The organism is Pedobacter sp. GW822-FHT03F06, assembly GCF_058801365.1.
In genome coordinates this window covers 154,876-181,033 of record NZ_JBXANE010000006.1, presented here as the reverse complement: position 1 = coordinate 181,033, position 26,158 = coordinate 154,876, and the positions used below count along the sequence as shown (strand labels likewise).

The 26,158-nt window shown below is 38.9% G+C and carries 19 protein-coding genes; 9 read left to right on the top strand and 10 right to left on the bottom strand.

The window, feature by feature from the left end:
• Positions 1-75 precede the first annotated feature (75 nt).
• Together AC1RJ8_RS12235 and msrA are read right to left on the bottom strand one after the other, a co-directional pair.
• The gene (locus AC1RJ8_RS12235; RefSeq protein WP_492954103.1) at positions 76-426 is read right to left on the bottom strand and encodes a VOC family protein; all 351 of its coding nucleotides are present in this window, start codon (positions 424-426) and stop codon (positions 76-78) included.
• A 193-nt stretch (positions 427-619) separates the two neighbouring features.
• Positions 620-1,219, bottom strand: coding sequence for a peptide-methionine (S)-S-oxide reductase MsrA (msrA, locus tag AC1RJ8_RS12230; protein WP_029279958.1), 600 nt, complete (start codon positions 1,217-1,219; stop codon positions 620-622).
• 270 nt (positions 1,220-1,489) lie between these two features.
• Between msrA and AC1RJ8_RS12225 the strand changes: the two genes are divergently transcribed.
• The 3 genes from AC1RJ8_RS12225 (at position 1,490) to AC1RJ8_RS12215 (ending at position 4,915) form a co-directional block, all read left to right on the top strand.
• Positions 1,490-2,452, top strand: a complete 963-nt coding sequence (locus AC1RJ8_RS12225; protein ID WP_057932189.1) for an isopenicillin N synthase family dioxygenase — start codon at positions 1,490-1,492, stop codon at positions 2,450-2,452.
• A 111-nt stretch (positions 2,453-2,563) separates the two neighbouring features.
• Positions 2,564-3,406 carry a DUF6929 family protein gene (locus AC1RJ8_RS12220; RefSeq protein WP_492954104.1) on the top strand — a complete coding sequence of 281 codons (843 nt, stop codon included), beginning with the start codon at positions 2,564-2,566 and terminating at the stop codon, positions 3,404-3,406.
• Between the two features lie 90 nt (positions 3,407-3,496).
• On the top strand, positions 3,497-4,915 hold the full coding sequence (locus AC1RJ8_RS12215; RefSeq protein WP_492954105.1) for an FAD-binding oxidoreductase: 1,419 nt from the start codon (positions 3,497-3,499) through the stop codon (positions 4,913-4,915).
• A gap of 60 nt (positions 4,916-4,975) precedes the next feature.
• On the opposite strand, the gene AC1RJ8_RS12210 is transcribed toward AC1RJ8_RS12215, so the two are convergent.
• Genes AC1RJ8_RS12210 through AC1RJ8_RS12200 form a run of 3 tightly spaced genes read right to left on the bottom strand, consistent with a single transcriptional unit; the run spans position 4,976 to position 8,955 of the window.
• The gene (locus AC1RJ8_RS12210; RefSeq protein WP_492954106.1) at positions 4,976-5,497 is read right to left on the bottom strand and encodes a hypothetical protein; all 522 of its coding nucleotides are present in this window, start codon (positions 5,495-5,497) and stop codon (positions 4,976-4,978) included.
• Positions 5,498-5,516: 19 nt separating this feature from the next.
• Positions 5,517-7,274, bottom strand: a complete 1,758-nt coding sequence (locus tag AC1RJ8_RS12205; RefSeq protein WP_492954107.1) for a serine hydrolase domain-containing protein — start codon at positions 7,272-7,274, stop codon at positions 5,517-5,519.
• A 46-nt stretch (positions 7,275-7,320) separates the two neighbouring features.
• Positions 7,321-8,955 (bottom strand): amidohydrolase, encoded by a 1,635-nt coding sequence (locus AC1RJ8_RS12200; protein ID WP_492954108.1) that lies wholly within the window; start codon positions 8,953-8,955, stop codon positions 7,321-7,323.
• A gap of 704 nt (positions 8,956-9,659) precedes the next feature.
• Here AC1RJ8_RS12200 and mutL point away from each other — a divergent pair.
• From mutL to AC1RJ8_RS12170, 6 genes are all read left to right on the top strand, one after another.
• The gene (gene mutL, locus AC1RJ8_RS12195; protein ID WP_492954109.1) at positions 9,660-11,498 is read left to right on the top strand and encodes a DNA mismatch repair endonuclease MutL; all 1,839 of its coding nucleotides are present in this window, start codon (positions 9,660-9,662) and stop codon (positions 11,496-11,498) included.
• 191 nt (positions 11,499-11,689) lie between these two features.
• Positions 11,690-12,421, top strand: coding sequence for a rhomboid family intramembrane serine protease (locus AC1RJ8_RS12190; protein WP_492954110.1), 732 nt, complete (start codon positions 11,690-11,692; stop codon positions 12,419-12,421).
• Positions 12,414-13,268, top strand: coding sequence for a rhomboid family intramembrane serine protease (locus tag AC1RJ8_RS12185; protein WP_492954111.1), 855 nt, complete (start codon positions 12,414-12,416; stop codon positions 13,266-13,268). Before AC1RJ8_RS12190 ends, AC1RJ8_RS12185 begins: the two co-directional genes overlap by 8 nt.
• Entirely contained in the window at positions 13,268-14,380 is a 1,113-nt protein-coding gene (locus AC1RJ8_RS12180; protein WP_492954112.1) for an endonuclease/exonuclease/phosphatase family protein, read from the top strand. Before AC1RJ8_RS12185 ends, AC1RJ8_RS12180 begins: the two co-directional genes overlap by 1 nt.
• Positions 14,381-14,897: 517 nt before the next feature.
• Positions 14,898-15,530 carry a nitroreductase family protein gene (locus AC1RJ8_RS12175; protein ID WP_492954113.1) on the top strand — a complete coding sequence of 211 codons (633 nt, stop codon included), beginning with the start codon at positions 14,898-14,900 and terminating at the stop codon, positions 15,528-15,530.
• A gap of 361 nt (positions 15,531-15,891) precedes the next feature.
• Positions 15,892-18,618: a carboxypeptidase regulatory-like domain-containing protein gene (locus AC1RJ8_RS12170; RefSeq protein ID WP_492954114.1), complete on the top strand. Its 2,727-nt coding sequence runs from the start codon at positions 15,892-15,894 to the stop codon at positions 18,616-18,618.
• 294 nt (positions 18,619-18,912) lie between these two features.
• On the opposite strand, the gene AC1RJ8_RS12165 is transcribed toward AC1RJ8_RS12170, so the two are convergent.
• The 5 genes from AC1RJ8_RS12165 to AC1RJ8_RS12145 all read right to left on the bottom strand — a co-directional run bounded on the left by AC1RJ8_RS12165 (position 18,913) and on the right by AC1RJ8_RS12145 (position 26,133).
• Positions 18,913-19,872 (bottom strand): 2-hydroxyacid dehydrogenase, encoded by a 960-nt coding sequence (locus tag AC1RJ8_RS12165; RefSeq protein ID WP_492954115.1) that lies wholly within the window; start codon positions 19,870-19,872, stop codon positions 18,913-18,915.
• Positions 19,873-19,932: 60 nt separating this feature from the next.
• Positions 19,933-20,742, bottom strand: coding sequence for a DUF4249 domain-containing protein (locus AC1RJ8_RS12160; protein ID WP_492954116.1), 810 nt, complete (start codon positions 20,740-20,742; stop codon positions 19,933-19,935).
• A 4-nt stretch (positions 20,743-20,746) separates the two neighbouring features.
• A complete protein-coding gene (locus AC1RJ8_RS12155) occupies positions 20,747-23,071 on the bottom strand; it encodes a TonB-dependent receptor (protein WP_492954117.1) in 2,325 nt (774 codons plus the stop codon).
• Between the two features lie 95 nt (positions 23,072-23,166).
• Complete coding sequence (locus AC1RJ8_RS12150) at positions 23,167-24,366, bottom strand: multiheme c-type cytochrome (RefSeq protein ID WP_492954118.1); 1,200 nt, start codon at positions 24,364-24,366, stop codon at positions 23,167-23,169.
• A gap of 15 nt (positions 24,367-24,381) precedes the next feature.
• A complete protein-coding gene (locus AC1RJ8_RS12145) occupies positions 24,382-26,133 on the bottom strand; it encodes a cellulase family glycosylhydrolase (RefSeq protein WP_492954119.1) in 1,752 nt (583 codons plus the stop codon).
• Positions 26,134-26,158: the final 25 nt, after the last annotated feature.

Genomic DNA, 26,158 nt, shown 5'->3' with positions numbered 1-26,158 from the left:
TTCTCCACTGCGGTCGAAATGACGCCCCACCTAAACCTGTCATCGTAACTCTAATGTTTTGTCAAAAATTAGCTCTCAATAATGACTTAAAATATTAATCAGTTTCCCAAATGGGTCTCTGGTATAAAAACGCCTAACACCCCATGGTTCATCAGCCGGGCCGTATTCGATCGGAAATCCGGCAGCTTTCACTTTCTCCAATATTTCATCAACGTTTTCAACTTCGATGGATAAATCTGGTGTTGGCGTACCCGACCCACCTTCTGAAGCAAAGCTGATCTGTACATCCATTTTTTGCCCCGGAGTACCATAAGTTGCAATCCAACCGTGATCCATTAGAAGATCAAGCCCCAAAATATCTTTATAAAAACTTGCTGCATCAGCAATTTTTTGGGTATTAATATTGAGCACTATTCTTTTTACCATAGATAGAAGTTTAAATTCCTAAAATAGGAAAAGAGGTTGTATCATAAAGGCGATTTCAGCTCTGATGCTGTCATGTTGAGCCTGTCGAAACACCTTTAAGCGTATTTAAACATGTCCTTCAACAAGCTCTCCGTAGGAGTCCTTTGGACAGGATGATAGATATTTATGATACAACCTCAGTCAACCAAGTTTATCAGTTTTTAAGCTTCGCTTTAAATATTTTTTCCAGTTTCTCTATTTTGGGCTGAATTACCAATCTGCAATAGGGTTCACTTCCGTTTTTATTGAAATAGTTCTGGTGGTAATTTTCTGCAATATAAAATGGCTTGGCTGCTTCAATTGCTGTTACCACTTTTTTGCCATAAGCATTGGTTTTATTCAACTCTGCCTTATACTTTTCTGCCAAAGCTTTTTGCTCAGCCGTGTGATAAAAAACAACTGAACGGTATTGTGTACCGCTATCGGCACCCTGACGGTTTAATGTTGTAGGATCGTGGCTTTTCCAAAAAACTTCCAATAAATCATCATAAGAAATTACCATCGGGTTATAGGTAATCTCTAAAACCTCGGCATGCCCTGTCGCACCGGTACATACTTCCTCGTAAGTTGGATTGGTTAAAGTACCGCCTTCATAACCAGATTTAACCGATACAACGCCCTTTAAACGCTGAAAAATGGCTTCAGTGCACCAAAAACAGCCCATTCCGAATGTGGCTTTCTCTGTCTTTTTCCCTTGCGCATTTGCCTGATTTAAGGCCAATACCGATAAAAGAATTAAAATTATTTTTTTCATTTTGTGTGTGTTTAATTTATTAGTCGCAAATAACCAATTTACCTCACCGTTCATCAAGTTATTTTCCAGTTAATTATACGAAATTAAATAAGCTGTAGTTTGCGTTTTAATTATAATGGATTTAATGTGACAATCGATCATTGCATTCATTTTCTAATTTTGTTAATAACTTAAAAAACTGTATATTAATTTATTAAATACTTAATACACAACCGAAACGCACTTATTAACAATTCTTTTTTAAATTCGTAAAACATTAAATATAAAATTATGTCTACACCGTATATTCCTTGTTTAGATTTAGGCTCTTACATCAATGGTTCTGCAGAAGACCGTAAAAAGTTTTCTGATGAATTGGGCAGGGCTTTTAACGATTCGGGTTTTGTTACCATTACCAACCATGGTTTAAGCCAGGAATTAATTGACAAGCTTTATGAAAATATTAAAGCTGCCTTTTCGCTTCCTGTTGAAACCAAAAGGAAATACGAGAAACCAGAATTGGCTGGTCAACGTGGTTACACCAGTGCAGGCAAAGAAACAGCTAAAGGGGCTAAAACTCCTGATTTGAAGGAATTCTGGCAGATTGGCCAGGAAGTAACTGATGGTGACCCTGTTAAAAATGAGTATCCTGATAACGAGATTTTAGAGGAATTACCAGAGTTTAACAAAGTTACAGGCGATATTTATAAAAAGCTGGAAGAAAACGGGACACATCTGTTACGTGCCATTGCGACTTACCTGGAATTGCCAATCAATTATTTCGACAAACATGTTCATAACGGAAATTCTATTTTGAGGGGTATCCATTACTTCCCGATCGAAAATCCTGAAACCATTCCAGACGATGCGGTACGTGCAGGTGCGCATGAAGACATCAATTTGATCACCTTATTAATCGGTGCCAGTGCAGATGGTTTAGAAGTATTAACCCGCAGCAATGAGTGGTTGCCGATTAAAGCACATCATACCGATATTGTGGTGAATGTGGGTGATATGTTACAGCGTTTAACCAACAATAAATTAAAATCGACTACACATAGAGTGGTAAACCCACCCCGTGAACTGATGAAAACATCGCGCTTCTCTGTTCCTTTTTTCTTACATCCACGCAGCGACATGGATTTAACAAGCTTGCCATCAACCATTGATGCGGAACACCCTAAAGCTTATAGCGATATGACTGCCGGAGAATATTTGGATGAGAGATTAAGAGAAATTGGATTGAAAAAATAAAAAAAGATCGTCATTGCTGAGAGACTCGATTTTTCATCGAGACGCTGCAATCTTATTCAAAAAAATACTAAGCATCGGCCAAAACCGGTGCTTTTTTTATTATTTTCAAACATGCATTCGACAACTTTAGACGTTTTCGCCGAGATTGATGGCATTGGTTCTGCTTCGGGTTTATTTCTTCACGAAGATTTACTGTATATCATTGGCGATAACAGTGGCTATTTGAATGAATACAATATCAAAACCAAAAAGCTACGCAAAATTCAGATCTTATTTGACAAAACACTTGATCAGTTAGAAAATATACCTAAATCCTTAAAACCCGATTTCGAAATCCTTTGTCAGCATGGCGATAAATTATACATTTTAGGTTCTGGCTCCACGTCCAAAAGAAACCTGATGATCGAATTCGACCCGAAAACGCAAAAAGTTTTTCAAAAAGACCTCACCGAAACTTATTCCTTACTTAAATCTATCTCCAAAACAGATGATCAGAACTTTAACCTGGAAGGTGCAATCTTTACAGGCAATGAGTGGCTACTTTTTAACCGTGGCAATGGGATCGATGCAAAGAACGGTATATTCAAAATCCAGGGTGCAGATTTAGCTAAAACTAAGCAAACTAAGTTCAACTCTTTTAAGCTTCCAAATATTGATCATGTTGAATCCTCTTTTACCGATGCTGTATTGGTAAAAAATGAAATATTTTTCATTGCTACCGCAGAAGATACCAAATCGACTTATGCCGATGGCGAAATTCTGGGCAGTTTTATCGGCAGTATTAACCTGAAGACTTTAAAACTAACCTTCAGCAATAAAATTTCGGCCACACATAAATTCGAAGGCATTACTTTACTTAATCAAGGTGAGCATAATACAACTTTCCTATTGTGCGAAGATCGTGATAGCGAAGAACTTAAAACGGTAATTTATAAGCTAGTTCTAAATCATTAACTTAATGGGCAGTTAACTTTCTATAAAACAACCTATTAGATTTAACAATTTTTATATCATTCCATATAAATCCAGAAACATCTGATCACTATGAAACGCTCCCCTCTCAGCATTTTTCTAATCCTCACTGCTTTACTTCTTGCGTGCCAGCCTGATAAACCGATTGTACAAAAGAACGTCGTAAACGATGTTACCGAGCTCAACCCCATAAAGGTTGCCAACATAATTACCCCGCGAACTTCTCCTGAAATTATTAAAGCAGTTAAAAACCACAACGGGCCAATCTCGATAGGTGGAGGCCGGTTTAGTCAAGGTGGACAAACGGCTACAGAAAATGCCCTGCAAATTGATATGAGAATGTTTAACAGGATTTTAAGTTTCTCAAAAGAACGGAAGGAAGTTACAGTTCAGGCCGGTATAAGGTGGCGAGAGCTGATCCAGTTTATTGACCGATATGATTTATCTGTTAAAATTATGCAGACTTATGCGAATTTCACCGTTGGTGGTTCACTTAGCGTTAATGTTCATGGGCGTTATGTTGGGCAGGGACCAATTATTTTATCGGTTAAAAGTTTTAAGATCGTTTTGGCTGACGGAAGTTTCATCACCGCGAGCCCAACAGTTAACAGTGAAGTTTTTTATACAGCCATAGGTGGCTACGGTGGAATTGGTATAATCACTGAAATAACCTTATCGCTAACAGAGAATTATAAAATAGAGAAAAACGATACGTTAATGAATATTGCAGGATACAAAAAATTCTTCTTTTCCAGCATTAGAAATAAACCTCGATTTGTATTTCATAATGCAGATATATACCCAAACAGCTACACCAAAGTTAGAGCGGTTACTTATGCCAGAACCGAAAATAAATTAACTGTAACCGAGCGTTTAAAACCAAATGACAAAAACTATTGGCTGAAAAAATTTGCCATGAAAGTAGTAGCTGGTTCTGATTTTGGAAAGTGGTTAAGGCAACACATTGCAGATCCACTACATTATACAGGTAAAGTTGTTGAATGGAGAAATTATGAAGCTACCTATGATGTAAAAGAGTTGGAACCCAACTCAAGAAAAAAAGCCACCTACGTTTTACAAGAATATTTTATCCCTGTAGATCATTTTGATTCCTTTTATCCAAAAATGGTTAATGTATTAAAAAGCAATGATGTAAATGTGATCAACATTTCAATCCGGCATGCAAATAAAGATACGGGATCGTATCTCGCCTGGGCGAAGGAGGAAGTTTTTGCTTTCGTAATTTATTACAAACAGGAAGTATCTGATACAGAAAAGGCAAAAGTAACCCAATGGACAAGGGCCCTGATTGATGCATCGCTTTCTGAAAAAGGTACTTACTATCTGCCTTACCAACTACAGGCTACTCAATCACAGTTTTCAAAAGCTTATCCAAATGCTGAATCATTTTTTAAACTGAAAAAGAAATACGATCCTAATTATAAATTCAGAAATAAGCTTTTTGATGCCTATTATAACTGTAAAAATTAATTATTTAAAGAATTATCAACTTTCTAGCCAATGGAATAGCAAAGTTGACAACTCCTAATTTTAATTTTTCAACAAGCTCCTTACGGTAACCTGTGGCGTTTCGCCTGCGGGAACAATAAAAATTGCATCGTTTTCGATTACCTGTCCTTCATCAAAGTAATATCCGGCTGTAACCGGAAGAATCGCCGTGATTGATTTTCCGTCTTTATCTTTTGTAGGATAAGTAACATTTATTAAATGGCTTTTCATGCTCACCTGAACCTTTTTTGAGGTTAACCTTGCACCTGTGGCATTGATACAATCTAACTCTATAATTTTTGAATTAGAAATCCCAGTAAGATCCAATGAACTTGCCAAACGGATATTAAAAGATTTACCGGTATTGTTTTTTACCGACGCCAACACTTTGTAACGATCGAAATTTTGATCTTTTATGGTTAATTTTTCTTTGTTAACAACAGAATAGGTTACCGCAATTCCATCTACATTTATGGTTTCTCCGTCTTTAATCTGTTGTGCATTTGCAACGCTTATCCCTCCGATAAAAAGCAAGAACAGCGCTAAAGTTTTGATTCGTTTCATATTTAGATATTTTACAGGTTTATTTCTTCGATTCGTCGATGGCTTTGTTCACCACATCTTCTATCCTACCTCTAATTTTTAAGTTCGATAACTTATCGGTAACGGTGGGATTAACACGGTTAGATAAAAATACATATACCAAACCACGGGATGGATCTACCCACACACAAGTTCCGGTATAACCGGTATGTCCATAGGTTTGTGGAGAAGCGAGCTCTGAGGGATAATGTTTAGTCGTATCCGGATCCCAACGATCGAAGCCCAAACCCCTACGGCTAACATTGGATTGCTTCGAGGTAAACATATCTACTGTCGAATTTTTGAAATATTCTACACCACCATAAGTTCCGCGGTTTAAAAGCATCTGATAAATAATGGCCAGATCGTTGGCACTGGCAAATAAACCCGCATGCCCAGAAACTCCACCCGCCAAAGCCGCGCCCTGATCGTGCACATAGCCCACTAATAATGTTTTCCTGAAGTAGGTATCCATTTCTGTTGGGATAATCTGTTCTGGTTTAAAGCGGTTACGCGGCAAGAAACCCGCAGTTTGCATCCCCAAAGGTTTGTAAAAATTTTCGTAGGTATATTGATTTAAAGGCTCTTCGCTAATATGCTCCACAATATCTTTCATTACATACATACTGATATCGCTGTACACATATTTGCCGCGTGTTTTAATTGGCGAATTGAGCATTTTAGGCCACATAAAATCTTTGAAAAAGCCTTTTTTGATATAATAATTATCGGCCACTTTGGTCGGATAAGCTGCCGAAGAATCCCTGCTATAATCACCTGTTTTCACATAATCGTGGAAAGGGATATAAGGAATGAAACCAGCCTGGTGCAACATCACCTCACGAACCTGGATGTTGTTCATCGGCGTAGTACGCGCCTTTGGGATATAAGCGCCGATGTTGGTATCTAATTTCAACTTTCCTTCTTCAAACAAACGCATTACGGCCGGTGTAGTTGCCGTTACCTTGGTTACAGAGGCCAGATCGAAAATATCGGTTACTTTATCAGGCACATTGGTATCATAAGTATGTGTGCCGTATGCCTTGTTAAAGATCACTTTACCATCCTTAGCTACTAAAACCACCAATCCTGGCGTTGCTTTCTGCGCAATTGCTTCAGCGGCAATGGCATCAATTTCTTTTAAGTTATTTGAGTTTAAGCCCGCATCTTCGGGTACGGTATATTTTAAACGGATGGCTGTTGTAGTAAAACCAGACCCCATGGTATAACGGGCAGAATATGCTGTTGTTAGTTTATTCGAAGCGGCAATGCCACCAAAAATATATTGCGGCACAATGGCAGCCGCATCTGCACTGTTTTGGGCAGTCCACACAATTGGCGATTTTAACAGATCGAATGATTTTAAACCTGGTCCGTTACCAAAAAAAGAAATAATTACCTGTTTATTTTTACTGATACTGTTAATGAAATTAATGTATTTCGCCTTGTTTACATTCTGATCATCGATACTGATTAAAATGGTATTAAAATATTTAAGATCATCTTCTAAATCGTTCAAATTCACGCTATCTTTATAAGAATCGGCAGAAAATGAGGTAATTTTATCATATTTATTCGCCAGACTATCAAAAACGGTACTGTAAGCAAAACTCAGGCTAACCGAAGCAATATTCTTTTTCTCCAACGATTTTAAAGGAATAACACCATCCTGATTATTTAATAACACGGTTGCATTAGCTATCGCGTTGGCAATAGCCAGTTTTTTCTCATTCGCTGTATGCTCCTGTGCGCAGGCCATTAAACATAAAATATTGCAGCAAAATGCTACAAACAGGATACACAATCTATTTCGCTTCATATACTTTTTCTCCGTTCAGGTAGGTTTTTAAAACTTTGGTTTTTAATATGTTTTGTGGTGTTGATTTCAAAATATCGTGATCGAGCATAACAAAATCGGCAAATTTACCTTTCTCCAAACTGCCCTTTTCATCTTCTTCAAAATTGGCTTTTGCTGCCCAGATGGTCATTCCGCGTAAAGCTTCTTCAGGCGTTAAGGCATTTTCCATTTGGAAGCCCCCTTTCGGAAAACCTTTTGCATCCTCTCTCACTGTTGCTGCATAAAACGTTAATAATGGATTAGTGTTTTCGACCGGGAAATCAGTGCCCAAAGGAATCCAACCATTTTGTTTTAACAATTGTTTGTAAGCATAAGCACTTTTTAATCTTTCGGCACCTAAACGCTGTCCGGCCCAGTACATATCGGAAGTGGCATGTGTAGGCTGTACTGAAGGGACGATATTGGCTTTGCCGAACAGGTCAAAATCTTTAGCGTTAACTACCTGTGCATGTTCAATGCGCCAGCGCTGATCGTTTTTACCTTTTAAAATTTTATTGTAAATATTCAGGATTACGCGGTTGGCCGAATCGCCAATGGCATGGGTACACATCTGGAAATGATTGGCCGCGATCTTTTTGGCCACTTCTTCAAAGTGTTTTTGATCGCTCAATAGAAAACCTGTTTTATTTGGCATGTCGCTATATTGGTGCAATAAGCAAGCCCCACGCGATCCCAAAGCGCCATCGGCATAAACTTTAAATGATCTCACATTTAAACGGTCAGTTTTAATCGGGCCACGATTAAATAAATATTTATAATTATCAGACTCATCAGAAAGCATGACGTATAGCCTCATTTTAAGTTTTTTCTCTTTCTGCAGTTTTTCAATAAAATCAACAGCTAAATAACTTAAACCACAATCGTCAATAGTGGTTAAACCAGCAGCAAAACAATTTTTCTGTGCATCGATAAATATTTTTTCGGCCATTTTAGCGTCTGGTGATGGTATTTTACGCTCTACTAAAGCTACGGCATTATCGATTAAAACACCGGTTAACTTCCCGTTTTGGGTAAGCATATCGCCTCCTACCAGTTTCTGTTCTCCTTTAATACCAGCATCATCTAGTGCTTTTTGATTGGCGATAGCCGCATGGCCATCAATACGGTTTAAAAATACAGGGCGATCAGGGAAAAGTGCTGTTAACTTTTCGTTAGTAGGGAAAGCTTTATTGTCCCAATCGTTTTGGTCCCAGCCATTACCAATTAACCAACCATCAGGATGCGTTTTAGCAAAGTCGGTTAAGCGCTTAAGTACTTCATCCCACGATTTTGTTTCTCTTAGATCAGCTGTCTGCAAACTTTGTCCGTAGCCATAAAAATGGGCATGAGCATCGATAAAACCTGGATAAACAGCTTTTCCATCGGCATTAATTTCTTCTTTGCCAGCGTATTTTGCTTTGATATCATCACTTTTGCCCAGGGCCAAGATTCTACCATTCTTTACAGCAAAGGCCTCAACTGTTTCGAACTTGTTGTTTACGGTATAAACTTTAGCATTATAAACAACTACATCAGCTTCTTCCTTCCTGGCACAAGAAGAGAAGAGTATAGCTAGAAAAAGGCTGTATAAGATGGATTTCATATCGATAAAGATAGAAAATTGAAATCATTTGGCTTTGTAAATTCGGTTTTACAGAGGGTAGTTTTTTTTGCCACGGAAACACAGAAAGCATGGATTTTATTTCTTAGTTTTTTGCCATATCCTGTCCGTAGAGTTAAGCGCAGCGTCTCTACGGATTGGCTAATAAGATTGAGTTTTCAAACTCAACAATTAAGAATGAGTCAGAGACTCTTTTTTATTCGTCATCCCGTAGAGCCCTTCGGAACTCTACGGACACCTAGGTTTTTATCCGTTCATAGATCCTGAAACAAATCCGATAGCTATCGGATCAGTAGGACGGCTCTTCGTAAAAATGGATGTTTATTTCTTCACGATGTTTGGATGAAGAGCCCTTTGTAAAATAAACCCGATGGAAGCGGTATACTTTTTGGCTGCCCTTCGACTCCGCTCAGGATGACAGCCAAAAAGATACAGCAGACAGCGGGACTCCCAGAACCGATTGACACCGGAACCTGTTTTTCAAAAAAACAAAAAATTTAAGCATAAAGAATTAATTCCTTCCAGCCATATCCTTCGACTCCGCTCATGATGACAACTGGTGTAAATAAAACCAGTAGAAGCAATTAATCCTATTTACCAACAGTCATTTACATGTTGAGTTTTAAACAAATCGGGTTCTTTAAGCTTATTTTGCATAATTTAGCAAATTCACTTTGCCTTAATACATGACTGATATTATTCACTTATTGCCTGATGCTGTTGCCAATCAAATTGCTGCCGGAGAAGTTGTTCAACGACCTGCTTCTGCGGTAAAAGAATTGCTCGAAAATTCGATAGATGCCGGCGCAGATAAAATTCAACTGGTAGTAAAAGATGCCGGAAAGGCATTGATTCAGATTATAGATAACGGCTGTGGAATGAGCGTTACCGACGCCAGAATGTGTTTCGAACGCCATGCCACTTCGAAGGTAAAAAAAGCGGAAGATTTATTCGCCATCCGTACCATGGGTTTCCGCGGCGAGGCCATGGCTTCTATTGCAGCGATTTCGCAGGTAGAAATGAAAACCCGCAGGCATGAGGATGAAATCGGTACCTGTATTTCTATCGAAGGTGCACAGGTAACCAATCAGGAACCCGTTGCCACCTCACCAGGCACACAGATTTCGATTAAAAACTTATTTTTCAATACGCCTGCCAGAAGGAATTTCCTTAAAAGTAATCCGGTAGAAATGCGCCATATCCTGGATGAATTTCAGCGGGTAGCATTGGCGCACCCTGCTGTATTTTTTAGTCTGCACCATGATGGCACCGAGATTTTTAACCTGCCAAAAGGCAATTTAAAACAACGTATTGTCCACCTTTTTGGTAACAACTATAACGAACGTCTGGTTCCTGTTGAAGAGGAAACAACCATTATTAACCTAAAAGGTTATATCGGTAAACCTGCTTTTGCAAAGAAAACCAGGGGCGAGCAGTTCTTTTTTGTGAATAACCGTTTCATTAAAGATCCATATTTAAACCACGCGGTAAGCTCTGCTTTCGAGGATTTATTACCGGATGACAGTTATCCGCTCTATGTACTGTTTATAGAGATCGATCCATCAAAAATCGATGTAAACGTTCATCCCACTAAAACAGAGATTAAGTATCTGGATGAAAAATCCATTTATGCGATTATGAAATCGGCGGTAAAACGTTCAATTGGCCGTTATAATATTTCGCCTACTTTAGATTTCGATCAGGAAACAGGTTTTAGCAATATGATTACCCATAAAGCGGTTGAAGATATTGTGCCACCGAGCATTAATTTCAATCCTGATTTTAATCCATTTGCAAGCGACAGCAGTTCTACATCCGGTTACGCCTCATCGCCAAGAAATTATGAAGCCAAACCGAGTGCTAAAAACTGGGGTTCGCTTTACGAAATAACAGAACAGCCAATTGTAGAACAAACTTCTATTTATGCTGATGAGACTGTTTTAGAAACCAAACAAAAGCAGTACATGCAATTGCACAACCGCTACATTGTTTCGCAGATTAAGTCGGGCCTAATGGTGATCGATCAGCAAATGGCACATGAGCGGATCCTTTACGAGCGTTTTCTCGTACATCTGGATGACCGCAAAGGTGCATCGCAGCAGAGTTTATTTCCGCAAACCATTACGCTTAATGCCAATGATTTTGAACTGGCTAAAAGTTTACTGGATGATATAAAAAGTTTGGGCTTCGATGTACGGGAGTTTGGGAAAAATACGTTGGTAGTAGAAGGCGTTCCGGTTGATCTGGGCAGCAGCAACATTAACGAAACGCAATTATTTGAACAGTTGATTGAGGGCTTTAAAAATTCGCAGCAGGAACTAAAATTGAGCAAACGTGATAGCCTGGCCAGAAGTTTAGCAAAAAATAGTGCAATTAAAGCGGGAACAAGCCTTGGTCAGGAAGAAATGAATACCTTAATTGATGAGCTTTTTGCCTGTAAAACACCTAACTTTAGCGTGAGTGGTAAACCGATTATCCAAACCATTACTTTGGCAGAGCTGGATAAGAAGTTTGAGAAAGGTTAGCAAGGTCGGAGGCCTGGAGTCGGAAGTCCGAAGATTAATGGCATAGCAAAACTTGAAGCCAAAGAGCAATACAAAACAGTTAACCGATTAACCAGTTTAAACAATTAACCAGGTTCGGCGTTTGGTGTTAGGCGTGTAGCGCCGATTAACTGATTAACCAGTTTAAACAATTAACCGATTTTTAGAATTAAATGAATAACATATATATTCCACCAGTAGTAAAAAACCTGCTGATTATTAACGTCTTATTTTTCGTGGCCAGCTACCTACTAACCACTCTTCACCTCGATGATCGGCTAGCGGTATATTATTTTGATTCTCCGAAGTTTGAGATATGGCAGCCGATTAGCTACATGTTTATGCATGGCGGGATAGCGCACATCTTTTTTAACATGTTTGCATTGTATTCTTTTGGAAGTTTATTAGAATCAAGATGGGGAGGCAAAAAGTTTATTATCTTTTATTTTATTACCGGACTAGGTGCGCTTGCATTGCAATGGGCCGTACAGGCTTACGAAGTACACCAGATTATAGGTAGTGCCACTAATAACGGAAAAATAAACCTTGCCGCATTATTTCAGGGGGAATTCAACACAAACCAACTATCGATGGCACAGGCGGTTACACTACGAAGCATCTATTTTGGCGGTATGGTTGGTGCTTCTGGTGCTATTTTTGGTTTATTGGTTGCTTTTGGTATGCTTTATCCAAATGCCGAATTACTGATTATGTTTATTCCTGTTCCGGTGAAAGCAAAATATATTATACCCATTTATATTTTAGTAGAGTTATCTTTGGGTGTTGCCCAGTTTGAAGGCGATTCTATAGCCCATTATGCTCACCTTGGGGGTGCTCTAATCGGCTTTATACTTGTTAAAATATGGAAAGACAAAAACGATACATTTTATACGCTTTATGAATAATACTTTCAAAGATTTAAAATACAAGGTTTTTCAATCGGGCAACCCATTGTTCTTTTACATCGGGATTAATGCAATGCTATTTTTAATTATCGCTGTTATCGGGGTAATTAGCAAGCTAAGTGGCCAAGGTGATATTATTGATATATTCGTAAGCGATTATTTAGCGTTGCCAGCAAATATTTCGAAACTGCCCGAACGCTTTTATACCCTGTTTACCTATATGTTTATTCATGACGGGATTCTTCATATCCTGTTTAACATGCTGGGCTTATTCTGGTTCGGCAATATATTCATGAATTTCCTAAAAAGCCGTCAATTTCACTTTGTATACCTGGCTGGGGGGCTATTTGGAGGTATATTTGCTGTTGCCGCGTTAAATGTATTTCCACTTTATGCCAGTGGATTAGCAGGCGTAACCATTGTGGGGGCATCTGCCGCTGTGATGGCCATTATTTTTGCCGCAGCAACACTGGTACCGAATTACACCATCATGCTGCTTTTCTTTGGCGAGGTTAAAATTAAATGGATTGCCATTGTCTATTTCATCCTCGATTTTATTGCCATCGGATCGGTAAATGCAGGTGGAAGTTTAGCCCATATCGGTGGTGCACTTTTAGGTTTCACTTTTATTAAAAGTTTGCAGAGCGGAAGAGATTGGAGCAAGCTGTTCGAACGAAAACCAAAACTAAAGGTAGTCCGGAATGAGAAACCAGTTAAAAAACCCGAATTTAAAGGCGGTGTTTCCCAACAGGAAATAGATGCCATTTTAGATAAAATATCAACCTCAGGATACGATAAATTAACAGCAGTAGAAAAAGAAAAACTGTTTAAGGCAAGTAAAGATTAATGGCCACAAAAAAAAAGAAGTATAGTTTAGTGGATAAACTCCTTTTGCCCATTGCCGTTGCATTGGCAATTGCTTTGCTATTGGGGGTTCTTGCCGGAAATATGGATCCAAGAAAACATGCCATTATTGCTTTTTTCGGTCTCGCCTATCCCTTTGTCCTGTTCATTAATATTATCTTCTTGGTCTGGTGGCTTTTAAGCAAAAAATGGATTTTTGCAATTGCTACCGTTCTGGTTATTGCACTTGGTGCTAAAACTTTAAAAGCAACCTTTGCCATTGGTGGCGATGAAGGTGGTACCGAAAAAGCAGACAATAGCATCCGGATGATGACCTACAATGTACATAGCTTTAAACTATACGGCGAAGACAATACCGAATCGGTAAAAGAAAAAATGCTTCAGGTGGTAAAAGATCAAAATCCCGATATCATCTGTTTCCAGGAATTTTTTACCCGTTACAAAGGCGCTTTTGATACGGTTGATAGCTTAAAAGCATTGTTAAATACAAAATATTACTATTTCGTACCCACCAATAAAAACGATTACGAAGCTACTGGCTTAGCCATATTTTCTAAATTCCCGATTAAGGATTCTGGTAAAATCCCTTTTGTTGAAGGTTTCCCCGGCAACATGAGCATTTATACCGATTTAAACATTAAAGGAAAAACCTTACGGGTTTATAACGTACACTTTCAATCTATCTCTTTCGAAAAACAGGATTACGAATACTTAGATAAGGTAAAGGAAATGAATACCGAACTGCAGCCATCTAAACGGATTTTAAGGATGCTGAAAAGTGCCTTTTTGAAACGTAGCGGTCAGGTAGATATTATGAAAAAGGAAATGGCAACCTGTAAAACCCCTTACCTTATTGCCGGCGATTTTAACGATACCCCGGCTTCTTATGTGGTTACTCAGATCACCGCCGGATTAAACAATAGTTTTATTAAAAAGGGTAACGGTTTTGGAAAAACCTACAATGGTAAATTCCCTAATTTCCAGATCGATTATATTGCTACTTCTAAGGATCTTGAGGTATTAAACTATAAAATTACCCAGGCCAAGTTATCCGATCACTTTCCGGTACGCAGCGATTTGAGGTTTGTGCCTTAATATTACCGTTGACTGAAGTCAACGGCTAAGAAAACCCCGCTTTACCGTCGGCTTTAGCCAACCGGGACCAAGCAAAAAATTTTCATCTGGAGCGCAAGGCCTGTCAAAACAATAAGTTTCTTCCCGTTTTCCGCTTTTACGCTTCGTTTCCTCGTGCCTCGTTGCTGCAGGTAACGCTTCAACCGGGGCTAGGTGGCCAAAACAGTTTTCATTTTTGGGGTTGCAAGGTGCACAAACCCTTGTTCCTAAACCCGATAGAGCGGAATAGCCCGGAGCGCAGCGAGGACTATAAGCGAAAGCGGGACTGAAGCTACCAAGAACCACAAGCCAATCATTTCCTAAATCCATTTCACATCTTATTCCGTTGACTGAAGTTAACGGCTAAGGAAAACCCCGCTTTACCGTTGGCTTTAGCCAACCGAGACCAGGCAAAAAATTTTCTTACCATACATCAACAATAGATTTATTCCTTATCTCCATATTTGCTTCATAAAATTTAAAAAAAATCTTCAAAAATATGAGCTTAATAGATGCCCTAAACTGGCGTTATGCCGTTAAGAAAATGAATGGTCAACCTGTTGAACAAGAAAAGGTTGATAAAATTATTGCTGCAGCACACCTGGCGCCAACATCCTCTGGCTTACAGCCATTTAAAGTAATTGTGGTAACCAACCAGGAATTAAAAGAGAAAATTGCACCGATTGCCTATAACCAATCGCAGGTTATCGATTCTTCCCACCTATTGATTTTCGCAGCCAACGAAAACTACACAGAAGAAGGTATTGATGCTGTTTTTAGCAGAATGAATGCGGAGCGTGGCTTACCTGAAAGCGGAACCGATGCTTACAAAGCGCAGTTAAAAGGCATGGTATTATCCAGAACTGCTGAAGAAAACTTTAACCATGCAGCCCGTCAGGCTTATATTGGTTTCGGTATCGCCATTGCAGAAGCAGCTTTGTTAAAAGTAGATGCTACCCCAATGGAAGGTTTTAATGGCCCTGCTTTAGATGAACTTTTAGGTTTAGATAAAAAAGGCTTAAAAAGTGTTACGCTATTGCCATTAGGACACAGGGATGAAGCCGGCGATTGGTTGGTAAACCTTAAAAAGGTACGTTCACCTAAAGAAGAATTCTTAATCGAGCTTAAATAACAGGCAAACAACATCATAATTTAAAACAGGCCGCTATTTAGCGGCTTGTTTTGTTTTAGAACATATTGCGATTGCGCCTCCCCATGTATCGCACAGAATGAACCTACGTGCATCGAACCAGCCTGGGATTTTGAGACAATTAACCGATTTAAACGATTAATCAGTTAACCCTAAAAGTACCCACATATTAGATCCTGAAACAAGTTCAGGAGGACGGTATGTGGGGAAATGAATCAATGAACAGTGAACTAATGACCTATGAACTTAAATCTTTTGTAAAAAAATGTTAAACATCATCACATTTTATGTGCTCTATTTATAATTGGATATATTTACGGGCTTAGCATTTAATATCCATTCCATGAAGATTTTTAGATTATCGTTTATCATACTGTCACTTCTATCAACACTAAGTTTTTCTTCGTCGGCACAAACCGATACCATTAGCATAAACAGTATCATTGCCAAAACGAATAAGGTGTTGAGTGATTATCCTGCTGAAAAAATTTATCTTCATTTCGACAAACCCTATTACGCTGTTGCCGATACGGTTTGGTTTAAAGCTTATGTTACCGAAAATCAGAATTTCTTATCTGCAATTAGTAAGATCATTTATGTTGATGTGATCAATCAGAAAGATTCGCTTATCCAGACTTTAAAACTACCCATTACCGGTGGTTTTGCTTACGGTAGTTTCCCCTTAGATCAGATTAATTATAAACAAGGTAACTACCATATCAGGGCTTATACTTTATGGATGCTAAACAATGAAGATCCTGCTTATTTTAACAAAACTTTTTATGTAGGGGAAGCCATTGATAAAGAAGTAAAAACCCATATCACCTATAAAAATACGTCTACCGATAAGTTAGAAAAAATTGACGCACGCGTACAATTTAAAGATGCCAATAATAAACCATATGCCAATAAAAATGTAAGCTGGCAAGTGGTTACGAGTTATACCGTTATTGCTAAAGGAAGGGGCACAACCGATGCCAATGGCTTTTTAACAATAGCCATGAGCAATGCACAAAAGGCAGAATATCAATTACAAAAAGGCGAACTGATTACCAGCATTAATACAACTGATAAAGATGTGGCAAGCAGTAGCTTTCAACTTAAAAATGCTATTGTAAGCAAAGATTTTCAATTTTTTCCTGAGGGTGGGAGTTTAATTGCCGGCTTAACCAACAAGGTAGCCTTTAAAGCCATTAAAAGTGATGGTTTGGGCATTAGCTCAAAAGGTACGGTAACCGATAATGATGGCAAAACAGTAGCTGCTTTTACTGCTCAGCATTTAGGAATGGGCAGTTTCAACTTATTGGCTGAAGCTGGAAAAACCTACAAAGCGGCAGTTACTTATGCTGATGGCACTACTCAAAATTATAATTTGCCTGCAGTTGCCGCAAATGGTGTAGCCATAAATATAGATAATAGCAGCGCTGATAATGTGGCCATAAAAATTGCAGCAAATGATGCTTTCTTTGAGCAAAACCAAGGCAAAAAGCTTTATTTAATTGCGCAGAGCAAAGGCGTGATCTGCTATGGTGCACAAACTGCATTATCAAACAAAGAATACAATACAACCATACTTAAATCTAAATTCCCGAATGGAATTGCACAATTTACCTTATTTAATGAATTTGGTAAACCATTAAGCGAACGCTTGGTTTTTGTTCAGCATAAAAATACCATGGCCGTAACTTTAACCAGTGCCGCAACTACTTACGGAATCAAGAAAAAGGTTAAAATAAATGTGGCGGCTAAAAAAGACGGCGCCCCTGTAGAAGGTAGCTTCTCGGTAGCGGTTGTAGATGAATCGAAGGTTCCATCAAGTGAGGACGCAACCAGTACTATATTAACGGGGCTATTATTAAGCAGCGATGTTAAGGGTTATATCGAAAAAGCAAATTATTACTTTAATGCACCCGACGCGAAGAAAAACGCAGATTTAGATGTATTGTTACTTACCCAGGGCTACCGCAGTTTCAAATACACTGATATTATTGCCAATAAATTACCTAAAATTGATTTCTTACCAGAACAAGGCATCGAAATTTCGGGTGTTTTACGTCAGAACAATGGTATACCAGTTAGAAAAGGAGCCTTATTATTAACCATACCTGATAAACGTTTTAATTTAGAAAGTACCACAGATCCTGTAGGGAATTTTAAATTCCAAAACCTGATATTTAACGACTCCTCTAAAGTGACCATTACCGCTAAGTACAATGTAAACTACAAAAACATGACCTTAAGCTTAAATGGTGCACCAGTACCTACACTAACCAGAAACTTTAGCGCTGCTGAAGAAGTTTTAAATATAGATAGTGCTTTAACCAATTACTTAGATAACAGCAAAAGGCAATACGCTTATTTACATACTTTAAAAGATGTAAACATTAAAGCCGCAGTTGTTCCAAAAGTAAGTCATAAGGATTATCCTGCACTGAGCGGACTAAGCCAAATGGCCGACCATGAAATAAGTGGAGATCGTTTAAAAGGCTGTGGGCTTTTAATCAACTGTTTACAGGGCATGTTGGCTGGTGTTACTTTTGCAGATAACAATTTCTACGTGAGCAGAGATTATAACCAGGGCAAAAAAATTCCGATGGGTATCTTTATCAATGGAATGAACGTGGATGTAAACCAGATCAATACACTTGATGCCAACCAGATCGAATCGGTTGAGGTGTTCTTAAGAGATGAGCTGGGACTGGTAAACCGTGCAAACAATGTAAATGGGGTGATTGTATTCAACCAAAAGAAAGCACCTAAAGGCACTAAAATTTCGAAAGCACAGCTGATGGATATGCTACCCAAATACTACGAACTTACTTTCTCACCACAGGGTTACAACAAAGAAAAACAGTTCTATTCTCCAAAATACGATGTTCCTGCAAGCATGAACCGCAATGATTTAAGAACTACCATTTACTGGAACCCTAAAGTGGTAACCGATGCTACAGGTAATACTTCTTTCGAATATTACAATGCAGATGGCAAAGGCCAGTATAAAGTAATTATTGAAGGTATAGATGCTAACGGAAATTTAGGAAGATCAGTGTTTAAGTATCTTGTTAAATAAGAAATGAGGAAAATGGGATTGCAAACTGGATGACAGGTTTTGCAAGGAATCGTCATCTCGACCGTAGTGTTCCAAAGGAACTCCTTCGGAGGAGAGATCTTTTGGACTATATTAAAAGATCTCTCCGCTCCGCGTTGCTTCGGTCGAGATGACGACTTTCTTTTGGAGCCTGCCAATGGATAGCCTATCAAGGGGCAAATATTTTTTATTTTCGATTATAAAGGGTCTTTAACAACATATCATTAAGATTGCAGTAGGAAAGGTCGTAATTGCAAACTACCACTCTCATTTATCTTACATCACCTCAAACGGCAGCTTCTCTCCTTTTAAACCAGCCAAAACATTTTTAACGATAATCTGTGCCATGGCCGCCCTGGTTTCTTCGGTAGCGGAGCCGATATGTGGTAAAACAGCTACGTTTTCCATAGCTAACAAGGGATTATTTTTATCCATTGGCTCCGGATTGGTTACATCCAAACCTGCTCCCCATATCATTTTCTCCTCTAAAGCTTTTATCAAATCCTTTTCATTATGGATACCACCTCTGGCGGTATTAATGAAAATCGAATTGGGTTTCATCTGCTTAAAAACATCAAGTGTAAATTTACCCTTCGTTTCGGGCGTTAGCGCAGTGTGTACTGATAACACATCACTTTGTGCCAAAAGTTCTTCAAACGAAACATATTTGGCTCCGATTTCTCTTTCAGCTTCTTCGTTACGCGATCTGTTGTGATAAATTACCTTCATCTGGTAGGCTGCCTTACATTTTTTGGCCATCTCCAATCCTATTTTCCCTAAGCCAAAAATGCCGAGGGTTTTGCTATTTACCTCAATTCCGAGTTCGGGTGATGGCTCATAGTTTTTCCATTCGCCTTTAATGATTTTTTTGTGCGAAAAAAAGGCCTTTCGTGATACGGCAAGCATTAATAAAAAAGCGGTATCGGCAGTTGCGCTGCTCAAAACACCAGGTGTATTTCCGATAGGAATATTAAACTTTTTGGCGGCAGCTACATCTACCTGATCGTAACCTACAGAATGTAGAGCAATAACCTTTAAATGGCTACAAGCCTTTAAAAATTGGGCATTAATTTTATTTGGCCCAACGCTGATCAAGGCATCCTGATCCTGGCAGGCTTCAATCAGTTCTTCGGCTGTAATCTGTCGGTTTTCTTTCCATTGGGTAATCGAAATATTGTTTTCTTCCAGTTCTTTTATGCCAACTGAAGCAATGTTGCCGCTTATAAATACTTTCATGTTTTATTTAACACTAAAAATTCTAAGGTGTTTTGGATAATACGAATTGACTTATGGGTACTATTTCACAGTTGCTGATAACACCTGGTAAGTATTGGCACTAAAATAGCCCAATGCCTGGTTAGAGATATTAGAAGTTGGGTTGGCGGGAGTTGTACCCTGATTTGGCCCCCGGTTCGATTGCTGACTTAAAGCATACCAATAATCGAAAATATTCGAATCGATACACTCCATTTCTATTTTAATCTTGTCGTTCGAATTCAACTCATCACTGTCGTGGTCGTTAGTTGGTGGTTTAAAAAACAACTGGATCCTTAAGTCGTTTCCATTTGTTAAACGATCGTTATTTACGTAGAAACGTTCCGATAAAATATCATTTACATAAAGGTTAAAATGATAAAAATTGGTTTCGTTAGCAGGATCTTTTAAAAATACAGCAGCAGTTTTACGTTCGCGGCCAAAGAAAAAGTTTTTAATCACCCCTATCGAATCCATTTTAACCATATTGGGCATTTTCGAACTGGCGGTGTAAGTTTGTCCTTCGGCAGTAACATTTAAATTATAGGTAACACCCGGCACGCCCTTCATTTTATTGATATAGGTTCCTGGTGTTGTACCTTCTTTAAAAACATAAGTATTCCCCTTATTATCGGTTACAGTTACGCTTGCTCCCGAAACTTTCGGAAAAATATTGGCTTCGGTATAACCGATGGTTTTGCTGATCTTAATCTGCTGATCGATCAGCGAATCGTTAATTACACCTTCAATTACCAGTTGAGGATCGGCATTTTCGGTTTCAATTTGAATAATTTTCTTGCAACCTGTAAAACAGAAAGTGAACAGCGAAAGGTATATAATCAGTTTTTTCATGCTTTTAAAATTTAAAGTTCCAGGTAATTGATGGAATAAGACCGAAAAGTGAAGTCTGCTGAGCGGCAGTTTTACTCGGATCGTTCGGATCTGTAATAAACTCAATAGAGTAGGGATTTTTTCTAGCCAATAAATTATAAATCCCGAAATTCCAGCTCGACTGGTATTTCTTACCAGGTTTCCCCTCTAAAGTTGCACTTACATCCCAACGCATATTATAAGGCATTCTGCCTGCATTTCTTTGCGTATAATAATAAGCAGCCTGGCCACCAATATTATATTTCCCTGCCGGATAAGTAACGGCATTACCTGTGCTGTAAATAAAACTCGAAGAAAAAGTCCACCGCCTGGTCATGTTGTAAATGCCAACTAACGAAATATCATGCGTGCGATCTTGCCGTGCCGGAAAATATTTACCATCATTAAGTTCAGTAAATTTACGTTCAGTACGCGATAAGGTATAACCCACCCAGCCGTTCAGCTTGCCAAATTTCTTCTTAAAAAACAGCTCCAATCCATAAGCCCTGCCTACTCCGTATAAAAGTTCTGATTCTACATTGGAGTTAGCCAATAATTCGGCCGCATTTTTATAGTCGATCTGATTCTGAAGCCACTTATAATAAATCTCTCCCGAGAGTTCATAATTGTTATCCTGAATGTTTTTGAAATACCCCAAAGCCACCTGATCGGCTATTTCGGGTTTAATATTGGTACTGCTCAACACATACTGATCGGTTGGCGAGCTGGAAGTAGCGTTGGTTAAAATATGGACGTTCTGGGTATTCCGGTTATAAGAAGCCTTGATCGAATTTTCTTCGTTAAACAGATAACTCACCGAAAAACGTGGCTCCAGGTTAAAGTAGTTTTTATGGAATTTTCCCTTGGCTACATTTTCTGTCGACAGGGTATTCCCATCGGCATCATATGTACTAAAATTACCTGGCCCCATTAAAGAAAAAGCAGCCAAACGCATACCATATAAAAAGTTTAAATGTTCGTTTACAGCCCACTCGTCAGAAATGTAAGCTGCTGATTCGATACCATAACGCCTTTCCTGCGTAAGCGAATTTACCTGCGATGCTTCATCGCTATCAATATCAATCGGCGAAATACGGTGCTGTGTGGCATTGATACCAAAACGAAGGGTATGTTTATTGCTGAAATACTGAAAATCTTCTTTAAAGTTAAAATCCCGAACCAGCGAGGTCGCTTTAAAGTTGGTCGCATCATTTAATAAGCGAACGGTATAATTATAGTTGTTGTAAATTAAGGAGGTATTCGAAAACAAACGGTCGCTAAAAATATGGTTTAAGCGGATGGTGGTGGTTACATTACCCCAGTTGTTTTCGAACAGGTCTTTAACACCGATATTATCCTTGCCAAAATAGCCGGAAATATAAATGATATTTTTATCATTGATTTTATAATTCGCCTTGGCATTAATATCATAAAAATTTAAGGTACTGCCGTTAACAGATGAATCTGGTGAAGCCCTTAAAAACAGATCGATATACGTTCTACGGAAACTCACCATAAACGAACCCCTGTCTTTTACAATCGGCCCTTCTGCTTTTACACGCGAAGCAATCAACCCGATCCCACCCTGAAATTTAAATTCCTTGTTGTTCCCATCGTCCATTTTAACGTCTAAAACCGATGATAAACGGCCTCCATACTGTGCAGGCATACCGCCTTTGTATAAACTTACATCCTTAATCGCATCAGCATTAAAAGTAGAGAAAAAGCCCAGTAAGTGAGAGGAATTGTATACCACCGCTTCATCCAGAATTATTAAATTCTGATCGGCAGCACCACCGCGCACATAGAAACCTGTGTTCCCCTCGCCGCCTGATTTTACGCCGGGCAACAGCTGGATGGTTTTTAAAATATCTTTTTCGCCTAGTAATACCGGTATAGAATTAAGCGATTTCATATCGATCCGCTCCAGGCCCATCTGCGCACTTTTAACGTTTTCGTTTTTACGGTTGTTGGCACTTACCGTCACTTCGTCTAAATCGTTTGCACTCTTTAATTCCTCATTTAACTTGGTATCTTTTGTTAGATTGATGGTTTTAACAATGGAGGCATACCCTGTATAACTTACGGCCACAGTGTAGGTACCTTCAGACTGTGTTAAAGCAAAATAACCATAATTATTGGTTAGGGTTGCTGCGGTAGAAGCCCCGGAAATCCGGATGGTGGCGCCTATTAAAGTTTCGCCTGTACCTGCATCGCGGATGGTGCCGCTAAGGGTAAATTTCTTTTGAGCAAAAATAGGGATGGAGAGAAAAAGGAGGAAGAATAAAGTTAAGTAGTGTTTTATGAGCATATCGGCTACTATCTAAATTTTTAAGTGGAAACCAAATGTACGAAATCCAAGTCCTATTAACGGATAGTGGGGAATTTCTTAATACAAGTTTGGGTTTACTTATTAATAACGGGATAAATGGCAATATGGTGTGAGCGTAACCGGTATGGGCTTAAATGATCTTTACCCGCCTGTTGAAAGGTGATCAGTTTTGAAGATTCTTTAGGCATATGGCAGTCGATACAATTGGTACTGAGCGATCCTTTTGCTAAAATGGCTTTGCTATGGCTGGTACTTTTGTGGCAATTGATGCAGCGCTGCGAATAAAGGCTTAAGTTCCCTTTAATATTTTCGTGTGTATTGTGGCACGATTGGCAAGTCATGGTTTCACTTTTCCGATAACAATTACTGCCCTTTAGCATGGCACTTTGGTTACCGTGCACATCAATATTACCACCACCGAAACCTGTAAAATCCTGCGAATAATAAGCCTCTAAATCGTCGCCGGGCTGGAAACCGAAAACAGATCGCTGTGCCACCAAAGTATTGCCCGAATGGCAAACCGCGCAAACATCCATCTTTTGTTTTCGGGTAAGTGTTTTATACAATGTGATAAATTTTGCATTCTTCTCTTCAGGGTTTTCCATATGAAAAACAACATGCTGTTTACCTGGTCCGTGGCAACGTTCACAATCTATCCCATAAATAACAGCACCCTTTTCCATTTCCTCATCTTTGGAAAAAGTAGATTTTTGTGTGATTTTAATATCAACATAAGATGCGTGGCACTCTAAACAACGGCTTGTTATCGCCCGATCGTAATAAAAGCTTTCTTTTGGAAAACCAGGGCTGATGGCCCAATTCTTAATAGCAGCGAAGTAAGATAAAGGCAGTTCGTACATCTTTTTGCCTTGCCAATAGGTATAAGTATAGGCTTTTTCGCCTGAACCAAACTGCATGTCAAACTTTTCGGCACGCACAGCTTTGCCATCCTGATAAGCGACCTGAAATATACCGCTGTCTCTTTTTTCAATCACCACTTTTTGATGTTCGTTGTATAAAAAGTGATTCGAATCAGGGGCAAAAACCTTTAACAAAGCTGTATCTACCACAGGCTTAGAGGTTAAACCATGCGGACTATGGGCATAAGATTGCGATAAATCTTTATGGCATTTCGCGCAGGTAGCCGCTCCGGTATAGGCCTCGCCCCTCGCATCTGCGGGCAATTGACTGGCCACATTCATGCATCTCGAAAGAACAACAACCGCAATGGCAATTGCGCCCAAAATAAGCAGGATACGTTTTACGCCTTTCAAGATGATGTTTTGTTTTTATTTTACAAATTGAATATAACCAAAATTATAACCTCCAACAGCTGTTAAAATCTTAATCTTTTGTTTACCTGCTTTTAAAGCAAGCTTCTTAACCTCAAAAGTTGCAAACTTCTTATTGTCTCCGGTATTTGGAACCACAATATCTTTAGCTACCACCTTGCCATCGATTATAATGGTCATCCTACCTCCAGCGTTATCTGCCGCAGCATTTATTTTTAAAGTGTAGCTTCCTTTTTGCGAAACATTTACGGTGTACTGCAACCATTCTTCTTTTTCGATATGGTTTACATAATACTTTTCGTACTGAGCAGAATCTTTTGCAATATCTACCCCATCATTCCGGTAAATCCGGCCACGGTTACCTGCACTTCTTTTTCCTGTTGAGGTATGGTAATCGGCTGTATCGGTATCGAAATAAGCTTTGCCGTTTTTACCTAAATCGTAATCTACAGCATACACAATGCCTTTATCTTTAATTAAATTGGGCTTAAACGGCTTGGTTTCATTACTAAAGGGCTGACGGATCATGGCATCTATTACATCTCTGTGAATGATGGTATTTTCTAATCTCGAATAAATAGCCAGCTCCATTAAACCGCTGTATACATTGCTGTCTTTGGGTTTATTGCCACCATTATTCAGGTACTTCACCAAAGCATCATAATTGGGATTCGATTTAATCTCCATAGGATTATTCGCCCCTATCTTTTTCAATGGCCACCAAGACCAGCCGATATTGTTTTTTTCTAAAAGGTGGATGGCATCCGTAAACCAAACATTAGAATTTTCACCAGTTTCGCCCAGCCAAACCGGAACATTCTGCTCATCCCTGGCCTTGATAATGTGTGCAATTGACGCCTGATCGTTATAATTCCAATATTTATGGTAACTCAAAACCATGTTTTTATCCCACAGTGGAAAAATGCCATTGTAATTATTGCCCCAGCCATTGCCTTCGATAATAATAATATGTTTTTGATCAACTTCGCGGATAGCCTTGGTAATTTCGACCATTAACTTTCTCAAAGGTGCATTCACTTTTTCTTTCGTCCCATTTTTATCTTCATCAGGGTTTGAGAAACCGTAGTTAGGTTCGTTCAAAATATCGTATGCGCCAATATAAGGTTCATCTTTATAACGTTCGGCCAGTTTTTTCCAGAGTGCAATGGTCTTCTCCTGATTGGCCTCACTATCCCATAGGTATGGTTTTGATGGATCGCGGTCGGCAATATTTAAATCGTTTCCTTGTCCACCAGGTGCAGCGTGTAAATCTAAAATTAAATACATTTTATTGGCCTTACACCAGGATAACAGGCTATCGGTTAAGGCAAAACCTTTCTCTAACCAGGTATTTTTGCCGGCAACAGGTTCTTTATCTGTTGGCAAAGTGTATAAGTTGTAGTGCATAGGCAAACGGATGGAATTAAAGCCCCAGCGTTTCATCGAATCGACATCAATTTTACGCATATGGTTGGCCAGCCAGGCATCGTAAAACTCCTGAGTCTGTTTTTGCCCCATCAATTCTTCTATCCGCTCGCGGATGCGGTATTGTTGTGCTTCTTTATTGATTTTGAGCATATAACCCTCTTGTAACATCCAACCGCCTAAACCAAAACCACGGAGTAAAACATTCTCGCCTTTTGCGTTGACTATTTTTTTGCCATCGGCTTTTAAAAACCCTTGGCAAAACGCTGTAAACGAAATGGTACTGAGCAGAAAAACGTATAATATCGATTTTGTGAAAGACATAAAAATAAGGTTAGGTTTTAGATAA